The organism is Thalassotalea sp. Y01, from assembly GCF_012932945.1.
In the GTDB taxonomy this organism is placed as follows: domain Bacteria; phylum Pseudomonadota; class Gammaproteobacteria; order Enterobacterales; family Alteromonadaceae; genus Thalassotalea_A.
Genome location: NZ_JABBXG010000004.1, coordinates 84454 through 101586, shown reverse-complemented (window position 1 = coordinate 101586; position 17133 = coordinate 84454). Strand labels below are relative to the sequence as shown.

Sequence of the window (17133 nt, the reverse complement as noted above, 5' to 3'; positions counted from 1 at the left end):
CAAGATACATCTTCATTCGATGTCGCAAATTTCCGTAAATTATTGTTATTGTTTTATACCGGTTAAATGATTAACTCGGCCATTTACGTACTGCAAATCTACGTTTAGTTTTGACGTGGTAGATTTAGCGTATTCTCTTATTGTTGTAATCGGCTGGTGTCACCAGGTGGCAAACAATCGGCCTGTTTTTGTTTATTTCATGCTCTAGAATTACCTAATTTTTATACAAGGTAAAGCGCTTTGTTAGAAATTTGTAAATCTTTTTTACAATCCAGATTACAAATGGGACTAGAGTAAATACTCTTGTGTTTTAATGGGTTATAGACAAGACAAGGCGATGGAGGTTTTTTTATGATACAAAAAACGCCCTAACTTGGGCGCTTTCTAGAGGATATTTGGCTGCTTAAAGTTTGTACAGTTTTGCTGGGCTACATCCAGTCAGCATTGCGAACCACACCGACGGCGATTCCTTCAATATTAAAAGGTGTATTGGTTAAATCGACAACAATCGGCGAGAATGCTTCGTTTTCAGCGTGTAAATAGACAACGTTACCTTCTCGTTTATAGCGTTTGACGGTGACGTCATCCTCTACTCGTGCCACCACAACCTGACCGTTATGAATGTCTGTCGATTGGTGCACAGCCAGCAAATCTCCATCGAGAATACCGATGTCTTTCATGCTATCGCCATTAACGCGCAATAAGTAATCGGCAGCAGGGTGAAACAAACTACCATCGATCTTGTATCTGTCTTCAACGTGCTCTTGGGCAAGAATAGGTTCACCTGCCGCAACTCGACCAATTAATGGCAAGCCTTCTTCTTCAACATGCTCTTCGGCTAATTTGATACCACGGGAGGTGCCCGGTAGCATTTCAATAAAGCCCTTTTTGGCCAGCGCTTTTAAATGCTCTTCCGCAGCATTTGCTGATTTAAAACCAAAAAAGTTGGCAATTTCCGCTCGTGTCGGTGGCATGCCGGTTTCGTTTATTTTTTCTTTTATCAAATCAAAGATTTGTTGTTGTCTGGCAGTCAATGCTCGCATGATATTTTTACAGCCTGTTTATCTGTACAGTAACTGTCAGTATATACAGCTTGATAAGAATCGCAACCAATAAATTATTGTTTTACAAGATATGTGTAGGTTCCAGTTCAAAACTAAATTCGTTCCAACGCAAATAAATTATGAAATAAATTCGCTTTTTTTTGATTCTAGATATGATGGTTTTAGTGGATGACGCTGAATTGATTCATATGAACGGACGGGTGTATGACTATAACCTTGGTCGTTTCTTGAGTGTTGACCCTGTGTTTCAAGCGCCAGCTAATACTTAAAGCATGAATCCGTATTGAATCGACAAAACTAACCTAGATATTTTTTTGCACATAAAAAACGCCCTCATTAAGGGCGTTTAAACGAGCATTATGTTGTTCAGGTACGGTTGTGATTAAGGTTCTAATACTGTATCGATGATATGCACCATGCCATCTGATAAGCGATTATCTTCGCTGATGATCTTCGCTTCTGATTTTTCGGCAATAATCAGGCCATCGTCGTAATAAATGCTGTTGCCATCAAGCATCTCAACCATTTTCGCACGGGTCACAGAGCGTGAATTGCGCACGCCTTCGGTAACATGGTATTTCAATACATCAGCAACGCCATCAGCGCCCAGTAAACTCACAGCGGCATTAAACGCATCGGCATCATTGGTGGTGTTGGTGAGCATGTAGAAGGCGTTGTCATTAGGCGCAAATACGGTCAAATCGCTGCCATCGAACGCGGCGACGGTGCCGGTTGCGATCAGCGCGGCGACTAATACGTCAAAATCTTCGCCATTGCTGTCAAAATCAAATGGTTCGCCAGACGCGGCAACAGCAAAATCGACGATACTTACATCGGATTTTTCCGCCCACTTGGGTTTTGCTGCGTAAGCCGATGCACTTAAAAAAGTCGCAACAGATAGTGTTGCAATGGTTTTTGTTAATGAACTCATTACCGTATTCATCATAGTGTTCCTCTGTTTATTTTGACGTTGATAGTGATGGAGTTCTTACGGTAATTCGTTGCCAGAAGATCACTTAATACATTGCTACCACCGAGCTATGACTGGTTATCTGCAAAAAAGTCACGACAAACTACCGTGATCCAACTCTCTAGAGTGGCAGCAATGTGTGTGGTTAGTTGCTTTCTTTTTGGTTTGCAAATGTCATGTCGTAGCCGCTAGCCGATTGCTCATTTTGTTGCAGTAACAAGAACATGGCTTGGCTGGACTCGTCTAAGTTAATTGCTTGTGAGGCGAGCAGTATCTCGCTGCTGTCGCGCTTGGCAACGGCATATACTGTGTAGGTATTGTTTAACAGCTCGATATTACTGGCGTTTGCGTAACTGATATGGCGATAATTAGTTGAAGTTTCGATCAACTCATCATTTTGCACAAAGTAGACACTGACGCTATTGAAATTGTCATCTTCAACAAGGTTTATGATTTCAATTTTGTGACTATAAATACTGTTACTTTGGCTGGTTTTAACCGCTAATGAATTGATTTTTATTTCAACTTCATCGACCAGTCCATCGCCATCTTCATCCACATCGCCGTCGCCATCATGATCAACGTTTTCTTCGCTGAGGTAAAAGAAGATGGTTTTCTCTTCGTTTTCAGCTAGGGTCAACAAATGATTGGATAGCAAGGGGTGTTGTTGCGACGAGCTGAGCAAATCAATGCTGTAGTCGCCTTGGCTGACAATATAGGTGTCACTGTATTGACCAAAACTGATGTTGTCGATAGCAATGGTTTCCTTAATTGAACGTAAGGTGGCATCTATAGAATGGTCATAATCAGGTAATAAATCGTGCTCTGTAATGCTGTTGAACAGTCGCAGTTTTGAATCATCCCCTTCACTTTGTAATGTCATAAAGTCGTATTTTGAAATCATGTCGATGGCAAACGGCGAAGAGCCTGCACCTTGGTTTTGTCGTACCACGACGATATATTGCGAGGTGTATTGCATAGGCGCTTGGGTCGATTGAAATAACACTTGGTCACTGCCAGCTTGGGTAATATAAAAGGTATAATCGTCTTGATCGTGTTTTTGATTATCACTGATGACCCCGTAATTAAGTTGTTCAAGCGCAATCGCCTCATTAAAGGTTTCATCGGTTTTCGACATGTAGACATCAATATCTTGCATTGCTTCATGTAAGTTGAGCAGGCGGATATTAAACAGCTCTTCGTCATTGTCGTTATCATCATCAATGACTGGAATATCAAAGGACATCACTTGCGGCGCTTGTACGTCACCTGTTAGGGCAAAAAATTGAATGCTGTCTTTACTGAATTTATGGTTTTGTTGATAGATGATTTGTAGATCTTCGCGACTGCTGCTATCAGCATCATCTTGCCAAGCAAGCTCCACATAATAGTCGTCAGCTTCGAGCTCGTAACGGTTGTTTGCATCAGCAAATGCTAACGGTGAAAAGGTGATTTCGAAATCGTCGTCATCGTCATCTTCGTCGAGGTTTTCATCGACGGTAAAGTAAATGCTAGGTGCGTTGTTTGAGGCGTTGTAAAACTGCACAAAGGCATTGTCAGAATCGCTCTGTTCATCGTCTGAACTGCACGCGGTCAATAAACTGGCGAATACACTGGCGCAAAGCACAGGTTTTATGGTGTTTAAAGAGAGTGTCTTATTATGTAAATTCATGGTTCCTACCCTATTAAATTAAAAAACGAACAAGCCATATTGTCGATATGGCAACACCCAAAATAGATAACGGTATTAACAAATTGTTCACTTGGGTAACGTGTATTTACAGTACTTTACGAAGCAGCTTAAAACTTTACGTTGCTTTACATTTGGCGGCGGAACTTTCGCTATTTGTGCTAATAAGGAAGGGGGCGTTTTTGCTGCTGTTGGGATTGCCCAATACTGGCGTTTAATAACTCGCAAGCATTTGCTGATTTTGGCCGATGTAGTGATTGGCTTTTCTCTAGTGAGTCGCAATTGTGTTGCTTCACGCACGTTTTAATTCGCTATATTGCAGTCTTTTTAGCGATATTTGTGCTCAAATAGTGGCGAATGTAGCAACAGCATCGATAATAATGGTAGAATTGCCGCAAATTTTTAAGTGATTAATCCGCCAAGGATTTTAAATACAAAATGAGAGCCTTGTTCTATTTTTTATTGTCTTTACCTGTACGCTTGTTGGTTAAGTGTAAGGTAATTCCTGATAACGCTGAAACGTTCGAGTTGGGCGACAACAAAGACGTGTTTTATATTGTCCGTCATCAATCGGCGAGTGACTTATTGGCATTGCAAATGGCCTGTAAGTCACTAAACATGCCTGATCCATTAGAAAGCGTTGTCGTAGATGGCCAACAAATGGATCGTTGCATTTGTTTGGAAAAACCAAGCTCTATTTTTCCTTGGATGAAACCTGGAAAAACGCGCGCTATGAGTTCAGGGTCGGCGTTACTTAAGGCGCATCAAAAAGATCATGAGCGCAACGCTAAGCTTATTCCAGCGAACTTGTTGTGGGGACGTAAACCGGGCAAAGCCAAAGTCAATGTCAGCGACATGATTGCCGATGAGACCTCTCCTAACTTTTTACGTAAGTTCTTTATCGTTTTGTTTTTGGGGCGTGATGCCTTAGTGCGTTTTAGCGAGCCCGTATCATTACGTCAAGTGGTCGATACGCAAGGCAGTGACGACATCGCCGCACGAAAATTGATACGCATGGCGCGTATTCATTTTCATCGCCAATCGGTGGCGACGACCGGCCCACGTTTAATGGATTTGCACCAAAAGTTTACCGCCTTGTTTGCCAATCCGGCGATCAAGCGTTTGATTAAAGAGGAAGCAAAATCCAAAGGTAAGAGCGAAGAAGAGATCAAAAAACAGGCGCGCGGAATGATGAAAGAAATCGCCGCGGATTATCGTCCGGTAACCATACGACTTGGTGACCGTGTTTTGACCTGGTTATGGAATCGTTTATACAACGGTATCGAAGTGAAAAATGGCGACCGTTTGCGTGAGTTATCACAAGCCGGCCATGAAATCATTTATGTACCGTGTCATCGCTCACATATGGATTACTTATTACTGACCTATGTAATCTATCATCAGGCAGTCGCTACACCGCGAATCGCCGCGGGTATCAATCTTAACTTTTGGCCAGCAGGGCCTATTTTCCGTAAAGCGGGGGCATTCTTTATTCGTCGTAGTTTTCGTGGCAACCGCTTATATTCAACGATTTTTCGTGAATATTTAGGCTTACTGTTTACCCTTGGTTACCCCGTTAAGTACTACACCGAAGGTGGTCGCAGCCGCACCGGTCGTTTACTGCAACCAAAAACCGGTATGATCGCGATGACGGTGCAAAGTATGCTTAAAGGCATCGAACGTCCATTAACCTTGGTGCCTGTTTATCTTGGTTATGAGCACGTTATGGAAGTTGCCAGTTACCACAAGGAACTGAAAGGCAGCGGCAAACAGAAAGAGTCGATATTCGGTATTATTAAAGCGATTCGCAAGTTGCGTAACTATGGTAAAGGTTACGTCAACTTTGGTGAGCCGATCAGTATCAATGATTACTTAGACAGCAATGTGCCGGAATGGAAAGAAAGCATCGATCCTATCGACCCGCCTAAACCAAAATGGTTAACACCAACGGTAAATGGCTTAGCAGATCAAGTCATGACCGAAATTAACAAAGCCGCGGCATTGAATTCGGTAACCTTAACGGCGCTTATTTTATTAACGTCTGAGAACAAAGCGCTCACGCGTAAAGAGTTAGAAGCGCAACTAGATTTCTTTATTGAGGTGCAAAAAGCCGCACCTTTCAGTAAGGAAGTGTATATTCCGCATGAATCCGGTAAAGAGTTAGTCGACTCGGTTATCAGCCTTAATAAAGTTGATGTGACTGACGATAAAATGGGGCAATTAATCTCGTTAACTGATCAAGCTTGTTTAGAGATGAGTTATTACCGTAACAATATCTTGCACACCTATATGTTGCCGTCAGTGGTCTGTCGTTTATTAAACACCTACGACAAATTAACCACCGAAGAAATTGACACTAAAGTAGAACAATTAATGCAGCTAATTAAGGCTGAGTTGTTCTTATGGCATAGCCATGATGACATTGTTGAACAAACAGAGACGATACTTAAGTACTTTGAACAGCAGCAATTGATTAAGCAAAGTAAAGCGGGTTACTGGAGCATTAATGCCGAGAACAAAAGCAGCCATATGCTTAACCTAATGTCATCGTGCATCAGTGAAACGGTACAGCGTTACACTATTGTTTTGAATATCGTCAATAGCTCGTCACCAATTGCTCGCTCAGCGTTAGAAAGCGATGCCACAACGTTGGCAGAGCGCATGTCCAAGTTGCATAACATCAATGCACCTGAGTTTATCGATCGCAAGGCGCAAACCGCCGTGGTTAATGCCTTACGTGATTATGGTTATATTGAAACCGATGATACTGGTAGCTTTATCAAAACCGATAAATTGGCCAGCCTAGATGAAACCCTAGAGCATTTGATTGAGCCAGATGTATTGCAAAGTATTTTGCATACCTAATGGAAGCAAATGACAAAAGGCTGGTAGATACCGGCCTTTTTTGTGTCCGTTTGCAGCTTAATTAGCCATTAAATTTTGGTATCTTTTTGTCAACATGCTAACGTTTGTGGCAAATCACTTTATTAAAGCCATTGTTATGCGTTTAGCCTTATTATTTACTTTATTTTTGCCACTTGTTGCTCAGGCAGCACAGCCGTCTGTTGATGTTCCTGCGCTGCCGGAGCCGGTCAGCAATAATGCCGTCGCTAAAGTGCAAACCAAGCAAGGTGAGTTTATTATTAGCTTTATGGGCTTGGCGGCCGGTAAGACATATCAAGATGTGCACAACAAGGTATGGGCATGGCAAGTGGGTAGTGACGCTTGGCAAGCGAAAACACCAGTACCTTCAAGCTTACCGCTAAAAGGGCGTTTGGCGGCAATTGCGGTTGGTATTAACGATAAGGCTTATATCTTTGGTGGCTATACAGTTGCTAAAGACCATTCGGAAATCTCCTCACCTGATAGCTTTCGCTATGACGTTATTCACGACCGTTATGAATCGATCGCACCTATGCCGGTGCCAGTCGATGACAGTGTCGCGTTGGTGTATCAGCAGCGTTATATTTATCTGATCAGTGGCTGGCACAACGCGGGCAATGTCAACTTAGTGCAAATTTACGACACCAAGACCGATAGCTGGCAACAAGGCGCACCATTTTTAGGAGAGCCTGTTTTTGGTCAAGCGGCGGGCTTGGTCGATAACGTTATGCTGGTGTGTGATGGCGTAAAAGTTCAGGCTAACCTGTTAAAAAGACGCAGCTATGCCATGGCAACACAATGTCTTAAAGGCAGTATAGATGAGAAAAACCCAGCTAAGATTGATTGGCAATTGGTTGCACATCCTACCGGTCAAGGGCGCTATCGAATGGCGGCCATAGATGTGGCTGGTAAAATTGCCTTTGTTGGTGGTTCAAGTAACCCATATAACTACAATGGTGTTGGTTATAATGGCGAGCCATCTGAGCCTGACGCTAAATTATGGTTGTTTGAGCCAAGCGATAATAGCTGGCAGGTAATATCAACAGAGTACCTAACAATGGACCATCGAGGCTTAATTAAGCTTAATGATCAATTGCTTACCATTGGCGGTATGACAACCAATCAGCAAGTCTTAAATCAAGTCACGATATGGTCAGATAACACTCCATTACCGTAAACAACATCATCTAACATTTTTTAAATATTTGTTGATCTGGATCAGTATCAATCCTGTGGCCATCTCCTATGCTTTAGTTAGTTTAAATAAACGGGATAACACAGGAGAGAGTCATGGACAATTTAAGCTTTCTACTAAACGATCCTATCGTCTGGATCTCAGCTATTGGATTAACAACCGTATTGGTTATTTGCAGCTACTACGTGTACTTTTTTATAAAACACATAAACAGTGATTTGTAATTCTCTTATTAACACATAATTTATCTCCCTCGGGTAAATTAATTTTTGGCGATGTCAATGCATGACCTTTCTCTAAAGGCTTTGTGGCATCGCTTTTTCTTATGTTAATCAATATTTGCAGCAAACCCTTCTAAAATAGCCGCGATATACGCAACATATCGGCTTATTCCTTGCATTTCGCTGTCGCAAGGTTAATATCGAATTGATAACAAGAAAAAGGGTAAGGGTTTATGTTAGGGCAATTGTATGCCGGGCTTATTAAAGCGACGGCGAATGTGACCAGGCTAGCTGTAGCGACACTTTTGGTGGTGCTACCATTAACGGCTCAGGCAAAAATTGTTGCCAACTCCGTAAAAACGACCAAACAAATCAATTTCAAAGGTCAATCGCTGGAGATCATCAGTGGTGAATTTGAATTTGCGCTCGACCCATTAAATGCTGCCAATACAGCGATTGTTGATTTGCAGCATGCCAGCAAAGACAGCGACGGTATGGTGCGTGCGAAAGCCAACTACGTGGTCATTCAGCACCAAGATCCTAAACTGCGCAACGGCGCATTAATTGAAGTGTCTAACCGTGGCTCGAAAGCCTCGCTACGCTATTTCAATTTTGCCCCCCGCAGCGCCATGCCAACTCAAGCATCACATCTTGGTGATGGTTTGATTCAAGAGATGGGAATGTCGATGATCTGGGTTGGTTGGCAAGGCGATTTGAATGCCGGTGAGCATGTTTTACGTGCGCAATTACCCAAAGCATTAGGCCAAGCCGGTTGGGCTCGCAGCGACTGGACGGTAGATACGCCAAAATCGTTATTGTCCCTTGCTCATCGCCCACAAATAGATACAGTTTATCCCGTCGAATTTAGTAAAGAATCTCAAGCGTGGCTGACGCGTCGTATGGGGCGTGACAGTTTGAAAAGCGTGGTGCCACGCGACAGTTGGCAATTTAGTTCCGACGGCAAGTCGATTGCGGGCAACTTTGAGCCAGGCATTTATGAATTAGTATACCCAACCAAAGACCCACTCGTTGCTGGTGTTGGTTTAGCGATATTGCGTGATACCGCCGATTACGTAAAACAAGCCGACAGCCCATATCAAGTTGATAAAACCATCGCCTTTGGGGTATCACAAACTGGCCGCTTTTTACGTCATTTCTTATACCAAGGTTTCAATGAAACAGAGGGCGGAGAAAAAGCTTTTGATGGTATGTTTATCCATACCGCTGGCGCCGGCCGAGGCAGTTTTAATCACCGATTTGCCCAACCGTCTCGCGACGGCCATCGCATGACCGCCTTCTTTTACCCAACCGATATATTCCCGTTTACCAGTGAACGTGTGCGCTCGTCGATTACCAATAAGAAAGAGGGCTTGTTAAAACGTCATCACGAAGACTTTTACCCGAACATCTTTTATACCAATACGGGCTATGAGTATTGGGGCCGAGCTGCAGCGCTAATTCATACCCATGATATTTATGATGTTGAACCAAAGAAAAACGAACGTATTTATCACTTAGCCTCTGCGCAACACTATGTAGAGGGTCATCAAAATTTAAATGCAATAAGTCAGGTTGATAACTTATTTCAAGGCAATCCAATCGATTTTCGCGTGCAATTACGTGCCTTGTTGGCGCACCTTGCTAATTGGGTTGTAAAAGAAAACGCGCCACCGCGTAGTGCGTTTCCAAGGTTTGCCAACCAAACCCTTATCACGTTTTCACACTTTCAATTACCACCTTGGTTACCTATTGATAAACCATATAAGCCTCATACCGCCTATGAAGTCGATTACGGCGATCATTGGCAACAAGGCATTATCGATAATCAACCACCGGTGATATTGGCTGAAATCATGCCAGCGGTGCCTAAGGTCGATAATAACGGTCATGAGCTGGGCGGTATTAAGCACCCTTTGATTCAAGCACCGATTGCGACCTTTATGCCATGGAGCTTGCGATACAATAAGTTCGCCAGTAATGAAATCAGTGATTTTCGTGGTGCAACTTTACGTTGGAGTAAGGACAAGATCTTGCAACGCTACAGCGACGAAAAAGCGTATCAAAATCACCTTAAAAATATGTCTGATAAGAGTGTAAAAAGTGGCTGGTTGTTACCACGAGACGTTAGTCGCGTATTACAGCAAGGTAAATGGCTGTGGCAGTGGAGTATGCAACAACCTAAGAAGAAAGTTGCAACGACACTAATACAAGACAAACAAGACAAACAAGACACGCAAGACAAGCAACAGAGCGAATAGCAATAACCTTACGACGATAAACAAAAAAGGAGGCGCTAAGCCTCCTTTTTTCTAGTGCTGTTTAGTTAGATTGTCGCTCAATGCATTTGCTTTGACTTGTAGATATTAGTCTGTAAATGACTAAACAGTGTAGCGAACATTAGCTAATGCATTACTCCGTGTGATCAAAGCAGATCAAGCATGTAGTAGAGCATTAAATAGATCGCTAGTAATCCCGCCACCCAAACGACCATGGTTTCGATAGGCCAAAGTTTTGCGAAGTACCCTTTTGGTTTACCTAACTCCGAATCATATGAATTCTGGATCATTTGCTTGATCGAAATAATCGCAAACATCTCCAGTTTCTCGTAGGCGCCGTAGGTTTTACAGGCAATATTTCGCACAATGTTAGGCGCTAGCTTACGATAGAACCAGTCAGCATCGAGATTAGTTGATGGCAACTCAGGTGGGTACATATTGCGTTGGTTTAGCCACACAAAAGCGAGTGCTGAGAAGAATAGCAACTGCAGCTGGGTTAAAATGTGAGTGACATCATAGGGTTGATAGTTATGCTCCCAAGGCAATAGGGCGTAAACCGTTTGTGCTGGGAAACTACCTATTACAACGCACGCAATTGCAGCTAAGGTCATGGCAATAAGCATGTTCTTAGGAGGCTCTGTTGTGCGAATGCCAGAATCATGGGCGAAAAATGCGAAAAACGGAATTTTAATACCGGCGTGGTGGAATACACCTGCGGCAGCAAACAGTAATAATAACCAAACGACGTCATAGCCTTCTGCAACCGCGGCAGCCATGATCATCGACTTCGATACAAAGCCGCTGAAAAGAGGGAATGCTGAGATGGAAGCGGCGCCGACAATACAGAGTATGGTGGTTTTGGGCATACTCTTATACAACCCACCGAGCTCGGATCCATTAATCTTGCCGGTCATGTGCAACACGGCTCCCATTGTCATCATCAGCAGGCCTTTAAATATAACGTCGTTAAAGGCATGAGCAACGGCACCATTTAATGCGATAGCGGTACCAATACCTATACCAACGATCATAAATCCGATTTGGTTAATCAAACTGTAAGCCAACACTCGACGAAGGTCGTTTTCGATAACCGCAAAGAAAATTGGGAAACACGCCATGGTCACGCCAATCCAAACAAGGATTTCTTCACCCGGGAAACCTCGAGCAAATGCGTAGACAGCAACTTTAGTCGTGAAGGACGCTAAGAAGATGGTGCCTGATGGGGTTGATTCTGGATACGAATCGGTAAGCCAGTTATGCACAAATGGGAAGGCACACTTGATACCAAAAGCGGCAAATATTAACCATGCGCCAACTTCAGCAAGACCATCATGGGCCAAGCCAATATGGGTGAATAGCAGGCTGTTATTCACTTGGGCAAATATCAGTAAACCTGCCAGTAATAGCACCCCAGACAGCACCTGAATGATCAAGTAGCGCAGGCCCGCGGCATAAGCTCGATCAGTTCGACGAGCCCAAATGAGGAATACTGAAGTTAGGGCTAACAGCTCCCAAAAAACAAATAAGCTCAGTAAATCTCCCGCAAACACGGCGCCTACCGCGCTGCCTGCGTAAGCCAAGCCCGCCACATGTTGAACCGTATCTTTAACATGTAAGGCGTATATGACGGCGATCAAAGCTGCTAGATGGAAGAGATAACCAAACATCAAGCTGAGCTTATCTACCTTCACTGGTTCAAGGCTGTAGCTCATAAACTCCATGCCCCAAAACACACCATGCTCTATGCCTAATAGGTTTAAAGCGCCGGCTATGGGAGCAACCAACATGATGATATTACGCGCCCAACCTCGTAACAGAATCGCAGCAAAAGCTCCGACCATCAAAGGAAGAAATGGTATGACACTATTCATCGTAATAATCTTCCCCACGCATTATCACTTTTCGCATTTCTTTGGCGATTAAAACCAGAACGACACAGCCCACAAAGCCATAGATAGCGTAGAAAGCGGGAATATTTTCCCAGTCATGATAAATATGGCGATGGACAATAAAGTCGGCGACAACTAAAAGGCCGCAGATTACATAGAAAACGATTAGCATTTTCTTAATGTTTTCAGGCTTGTCGAAGAAGCCGCTGGGTTCATGCTGTTCAGCCATTTAGCCCTCTCCATTTAAATTGTTAGCAATCTCAACTTCGGTCGAAACACCCGGAATCAGATTAATTAAGTCGATCAAGGGCTGAGGATAGAAAAACAACACAAGGCAACCCAGAGAAGTCACACTAAGTGCAATCAACATTGGCAGAGGAGCTTCCTTGGTATCTGCCCATGACCAGGGTTTTGATTCTCCAGCCGAGGTAATGAAAAAACCTTTGATAGGAATGGGTAGCAGATAAGCAATATTAAGCAGCGAGCTGATCATCAATGTGGCGACAATAAATAGTTTATCTGCTTCAAGTGCGCCTATGGTGAGGTACCACTTACTCCAGGTTCCGGCCATCGGGGGTAAGCCAATGATACTGATGGCGCCGATAGCAAAAGCAATCATGGTGATCGGCATCTGTCTTCCCAAACCAACCATCTCACTGATATTTTTTTTGTGACTTGCAACCATGATCGCGCCAGCACAAAAGAACAGCGTGATTTTACCCACAGCGTGCGTTGCGATGTGTAATGCCGCACCAGCACTCGCCACCGAAGACGCCAGCAATGCGCCAACAACAATATAGCTCAACTGACTGACGGTAGAGTACGCTAGGCGCGCCTTAAGGTTATCTTTGGTCATTGCAATGCAAGAAGAGAGTAGTATGGTCGCGGCGCCGATATAAAGCATGATATCAGTTGTCGCGAGGTTTTTAAGCTCATCCAAACCAAAGATATAGATAACAACTTTTAAGATACTAAACACGCCGGCTTTGACCACCGCTACCGCATGCAACAGTGCGCTCACTGGGGTCGGTGCAACCATCGCCGCAGGTAACCAACGATGGAAGGGCATAATTGCTGCCTTACCAATGCCGTAGCAAAATAAAACAAGCAGGGCACCAAGAATGACTTTGTTGTGGGAGTCATCAAAAATTCCACCAGCACGAAAATCTAAGGTTCCAGTTAGACTGTAGGTAGCGAGTACCGCAAAGAGTAAAAAAGCGATTGACGTACCGAGTAAAATACCCAGATAAACTCGACCACCTTTTTTCGCTGCCTCGTTTCCGGCATGGGTCACAAGTGGGTAAGTCGAAAGGGTCAGCACTTCATAAAATATGAATAGGGTTAGCAAGTTGCCTGAAAAACAAATCGCCATAACGGAGCTAATCGCCAGTGCAAAGCAACAGAAAAATCGTGTTTGATTTTGCTCATTGTGTCCCCGCATGTAGCCAATGGCGTAGATGCTGGTAATAATCCACAAGAAACTCGCCACCAGCGCGAACAGCACGCCAAGGGGCTCAACATCAAAGCTAATGCCTAGCCCCGGAAATATCTCTACCAACTGCAAATGCATCTCTACACCCTGGAAGGTAAAGTCTGTGATGGCCAATACAATAGTAAATAAGATAGTTGCCGTTGTTAAGGTTACGGCTTCTCTTAGGTTCGGTATCTTGCCAGTCGAGATAACAAGTAATGCACCTACCAACGGCACCAAAATGGACAGACTGATCAGTTGTGAAGGTTCTACGCCCTGCCAGAGATTCATTTGAGCATCTCCTGGCTGCTAGTTACCAGGTCTGTGTTTTGGAAGAGCCACTTAGATGCAGTACTAGCGGCTTCGGTAGTCAGGCTTGTGTCAATGCCAAAATAAATGTTGGCTAACACCAATATCCACATTGGAGCCAGCATAAGCCAAGAGACTTCCTTGACCTTATCTGGGGCTTGCGATTCAGGTAACTTCTGAAAATAGGCTGCCTCTAACACGCGACCGATATAAACGACTGCCAATAGTGAACCTGCCAAAACTAGAGCCGCTACCACCCAATGGTTTTGCTCTAGTGCTGCGGTGACTAAGTACCATTTACTCACAAAACCAACAGTCAGAGGTACACCTATAATACTGAGACCAGCGATGGTAAATGCTGCCATAGTGAGGGGCATTTGCTTCCCTAATCCCCTGAATGCTTTTATATCAACGGAGCCAACACGATAAAACACCGCGCCAACGGCCATAAACAACGCGCCTTTCATAAGTGCGTGGTTAAATATATGGATAAAGCTAGCCATCAGCCCTGTTACGCTGACGAGACTAAGGCCGAGAATCATGTAACCAATCTGAGCGACACTACTGTAGGCAAGCAAGGTTTTGATGTTACTTTGTACGATTGCCGTATATGAAGATTTGAAGATAGCAACAATGGCCAACACCATCAAAATCAGGTCCATCCTCATTTCTTCAAACACATGTTCCACCCCAAAGACCGTGAAGACAAAACGAATCATTACGTATACAGCAACCTTAGTCGCAGTACTGGCTAAAAAAGCCGTAACGGCAGACGGTGCGTGGGTATAAGCAGAGGGTAGCCACATATGTAGGGGGAATAATGCAAGCTTAATACTGACGCCAACCATAATAAACGCCAAGCCAGTGTTGATCGTGCGGCTGCTTTCGTAGATATCTATTCTGCTCGCCAGATCGAGCATATTTAGAGTTCCAGTCATCATGTAGAGCATGCCGACACCAATCAAAATAAAGGTGGCGCCAATGGTCCCCATCACCAGATAACGGAATGCAGCAGTTAGACAACGACGATCAGATGCTAGGCTAACCAGCGTGTAAGTTGCTAGTGAGGAAATCTCTAAGAAAACGAAAAGATTAAAAGCATCGCCTGTTAACAACATTCCTGAAAGGCCTGCAAGACAAAGTAAATGTGCCGTGTAGTACAAGGTATGTTTGGATGACTCGATTTCTTTTTCAATGCTGTCTTTTGAATAAAGCAATACCAGCGTTGAAAGTGCAGACACAGCTAACAGCACAAAGGCATTGGCAGCGTCGACACGTAACTCGATACCCCATGGCGGCGGCCAACCACCAAGTGCATAACTTAGCACGCCATCAGATAACGCAGTAACTAACAATTGCCAAGAGAAAAAACAGGCTAATGCACTGATTGACGTTGCAAAAAGCCACGTAAACAATGAGCGACCCATAACTAATGTGATAGGTGCTGCAATTAATGGAATTATTATAGGTAGTGCAGCTAAATGTTGTTCAAGCATTATATGGTGTCACTCTGATCTTTAAATTCATTTTCTTCAACGGTGCCATAAGCGCGTTTGATTCTAACAATGAGTGCTAGTCCGACCGCGGTTGTGGCTACACCTACAACAATCGCAGTAAGAATAAGTACATGAGGTAGCGGGTTGGAATAATGTGTTGCCCCGTCAACAACAATAGGCGCTGTGCCATCACTGACGTTGCCCATAGTGATATAAAACATGAACACAGAAACTTGAAATACATTCAAACCAACAATTTTTTTAACAAGGTTACTTGCAGAAATAACGATGTAAAAACCAGTCATCATTAAAAACACGACGATCCAGTAGTTATAATGATCGAGAATAAAATTCACTTGATGTTTGACCTCTCTACCTGGCTACTAAAGGCATAGAAAATACTTAGCATAACGGCAAAAACTGTAATACCAACCCCTAGCTCAATAATGATAATGCCGTAGTGTTGACCCGCTAATGGCTGCGTTGAGAGTTTGTCGTAATCCAAAAAGTTGCCGCCTTTGTACATGCTGAACAACCCCACGCTTGCGTACAGTAAAACGCCCGCGGAGGCCATAAAATGCAAAAATTTGGGTCCGATCACGGCGAATGCATTGGGTAAGCCGAAAACAAGGGCGTATAAAATAAGTGCGGCAGCCGCTATTACTCCAGCCTGGAAGCCGCCACCGGGACCAAAATCACCATGAAACTGTACATAAAGCGCGAAAAGAATGATAAGGGGAATAATCAGTTTGGCGACGACGTGCAGTACGTGATGGCTCGTTAAGCCCGACTCAGCAGCATCTTTCTTATTTTCCCTTCTAACGCTTAACAAAGAAAGTACGGCAATGAGGGCGGCAAATACAACCACTACTTCGCCAAGGGTATCAAAACCACGGTAACTGGCTAAAACGGAGGTCACCATATTGGGTAATCCAACTTCTTTTGGTGATTCTTCGATATATCGAGGGGCAACATGTTGATGTATGGGGTTATCAAAGTCGCCGAAAGCGGGCATGTCGAGTGTGCCGTATATCAGTGCGGCGCCAGTGACACATACAACCAGTAAAGGTAATATCGAAGAGTGAGAGTTTTCTTTTTCCTTCCGGCCAGTTAGGGTCAAAGTCCCTATCATCAAAACGGTCGAAATGCCTGCTCCCACTGCCGCTTCGGTAAAGGCAACATCAACAGCATCAAGGTTTATGAATATCAACGCAGATAAAAAGCTAAAAATACCGAACAGCATGACTACGGCAAATAAATCTTTTAAGAATATAATCCGTAAAGCGGTCAGTGCCAGCATTGCTAGCAACACTAAATTAATCAGCTCATCCATTAACGCGTTTTCTCCTGTTGTTTCTCTTTAGCTTCCGCAAGTGTGAGTAAACCTCCATGGCGGGCGGATTTAGCAAGAGCATGAGAAGCAGTAGGGCTAGTGATCATTAGAAACACTAAAATAAACAAAAGCTTTGCCGTGTTTAAGTCGAAAGAGGTTTGCAGCAGTAATCCGCTAATAATCAATATAGTGGCGATCGAGTCAGTAATACTTGCAGCGTGAATGCGCGTGAAAAAATCAGGGAATTTGAAAATCCCCATCGCTCCACTCAAGCCAAAAAATACGCCTGCAATTAGCAGGATACTACTGACAATGTCTAAAAAAAGCATATTCATC

The 17133-nt window shown here is 43.7% G+C and carries 13 protein-coding genes; 3 read left to right on the top strand and 10 right to left on the bottom strand.

Going from position 1 to position 17133, the window contains the following annotated elements; genetic code table 11:
- Positions 1-428: 428 nt before the first annotated feature.
- The 3 genes from lexA to HII16_RS06985 form a co-directional block, all read right to left on the bottom strand.
- Entirely contained in the window at positions 429-1043 is a 615-nt protein-coding gene (gene lexA / locus HII16_RS06995) for a transcriptional repressor LexA (RefSeq protein ID WP_169128744.1), read from the bottom strand.
- 403 nt (positions 1044-1446) lie between these two features.
- On the bottom strand, positions 1447-2010 hold the full coding sequence (locus tag HII16_RS06990) for a fasciclin domain-containing protein (protein ID WP_211183439.1): 564 nt from the start codon (positions 2008-2010) through the stop codon (positions 1447-1449).
- Between the two features lie 169 nt (positions 2011-2179).
- Positions 2180-3706: a hypothetical protein gene (locus HII16_RS06985; RefSeq protein WP_169128742.1), complete on the bottom strand. Its 1527-nt coding sequence runs from the start codon at positions 3704-3706 to the stop codon at positions 2180-2182.
- Positions 3707-4162: 456 nt separating this feature from the next.
- Between HII16_RS06985 and plsB the strand changes: the two genes are divergently transcribed.
- From plsB to HII16_RS06970, 3 genes are all read left to right on the top strand, one after another.
- Positions 4163-6589, top strand: coding sequence for a glycerol-3-phosphate 1-O-acyltransferase PlsB (gene plsB, locus HII16_RS06980; protein WP_169128740.1), 2427 nt, complete (start codon positions 4163-4165; stop codon positions 6587-6589).
- Positions 6590-6683: 94 nt separating this feature from the next.
- Positions 6684-7784 carry a galactose oxidase gene (locus tag HII16_RS06975; RefSeq protein ID WP_169128738.1) on the top strand — a complete coding sequence of 367 codons (1101 nt, stop codon included), beginning with the start codon at positions 6684-6686 and terminating at the stop codon, positions 7782-7784.
- Positions 7785-8256: 472 nt separating this feature from the next.
- Positions 8257-10281, top strand: a complete 2025-nt coding sequence (locus HII16_RS06970) for an alpha/beta hydrolase domain-containing protein (RefSeq protein WP_169128736.1) — start codon at positions 8257-8259, stop codon at positions 10279-10281.
- A 164-nt stretch (positions 10282-10445) separates the two neighbouring features.
- On the opposite strand, the gene HII16_RS06965 is transcribed toward HII16_RS06970, so the two are convergent.
- Genes HII16_RS06965 through mnhG form a run of 7 tightly spaced genes read right to left on the bottom strand, consistent with a single transcriptional unit; the run spans position 10446 to position 17126 of the window.
- A complete protein-coding gene (locus tag HII16_RS06965; RefSeq protein WP_169128734.1) occupies positions 10446-12170 on the bottom strand; it encodes a Na(+)/H(+) antiporter subunit D in 1725 nt (574 codons plus the stop codon).
- Positions 12163-12417, bottom strand: a complete 255-nt coding sequence (locus tag HII16_RS06960) for a hypothetical protein (RefSeq protein WP_169128732.1) — start codon at positions 12415-12417, stop codon at positions 12163-12165. The genes HII16_RS06965 and HII16_RS06960 overlap by 8 nt, the downstream gene beginning before the upstream one ends.
- The gene (locus HII16_RS06955) at positions 12418-13950 is read right to left on the bottom strand and encodes a monovalent cation/H+ antiporter subunit D family protein (protein ID WP_169128730.1); all 1533 of its coding nucleotides are present in this window, start codon (positions 13948-13950) and stop codon (positions 12418-12420) included.
- On the bottom strand, positions 13947-15464 hold the full coding sequence (locus HII16_RS06950; protein ID WP_169128728.1) for a monovalent cation/H+ antiporter subunit D family protein: 1518 nt from the start codon (positions 15462-15464) through the stop codon (positions 13947-13949). The genes HII16_RS06955 and HII16_RS06950 overlap by 4 nt, the downstream gene beginning before the upstream one ends.
- Positions 15464-15820 (bottom strand): cation:proton antiporter subunit C, encoded by a 357-nt coding sequence (locus HII16_RS06945; protein WP_135438338.1) that lies wholly within the window; start codon positions 15818-15820, stop codon positions 15464-15466. The genes HII16_RS06950 and HII16_RS06945 overlap by 1 nt, the downstream gene beginning before the upstream one ends.
- The gene (locus tag HII16_RS06940; protein ID WP_169128726.1) at positions 15817-16797 is read right to left on the bottom strand and encodes a DUF4040 domain-containing protein; all 981 of its coding nucleotides are present in this window, start codon (positions 16795-16797) and stop codon (positions 15817-15819) included. The genes HII16_RS06945 and HII16_RS06940 overlap by 4 nt, the downstream gene beginning before the upstream one ends.
- Positions 16797-17126, bottom strand: a complete 330-nt coding sequence (gene mnhG / locus HII16_RS06935; protein WP_169128724.1) for a monovalent cation/H(+) antiporter subunit G — start codon at positions 17124-17126, stop codon at positions 16797-16799. The genes HII16_RS06940 and mnhG overlap by 1 nt, the downstream gene beginning before the upstream one ends.
- Positions 17127-17133 lie beyond the last annotated feature (7 nt).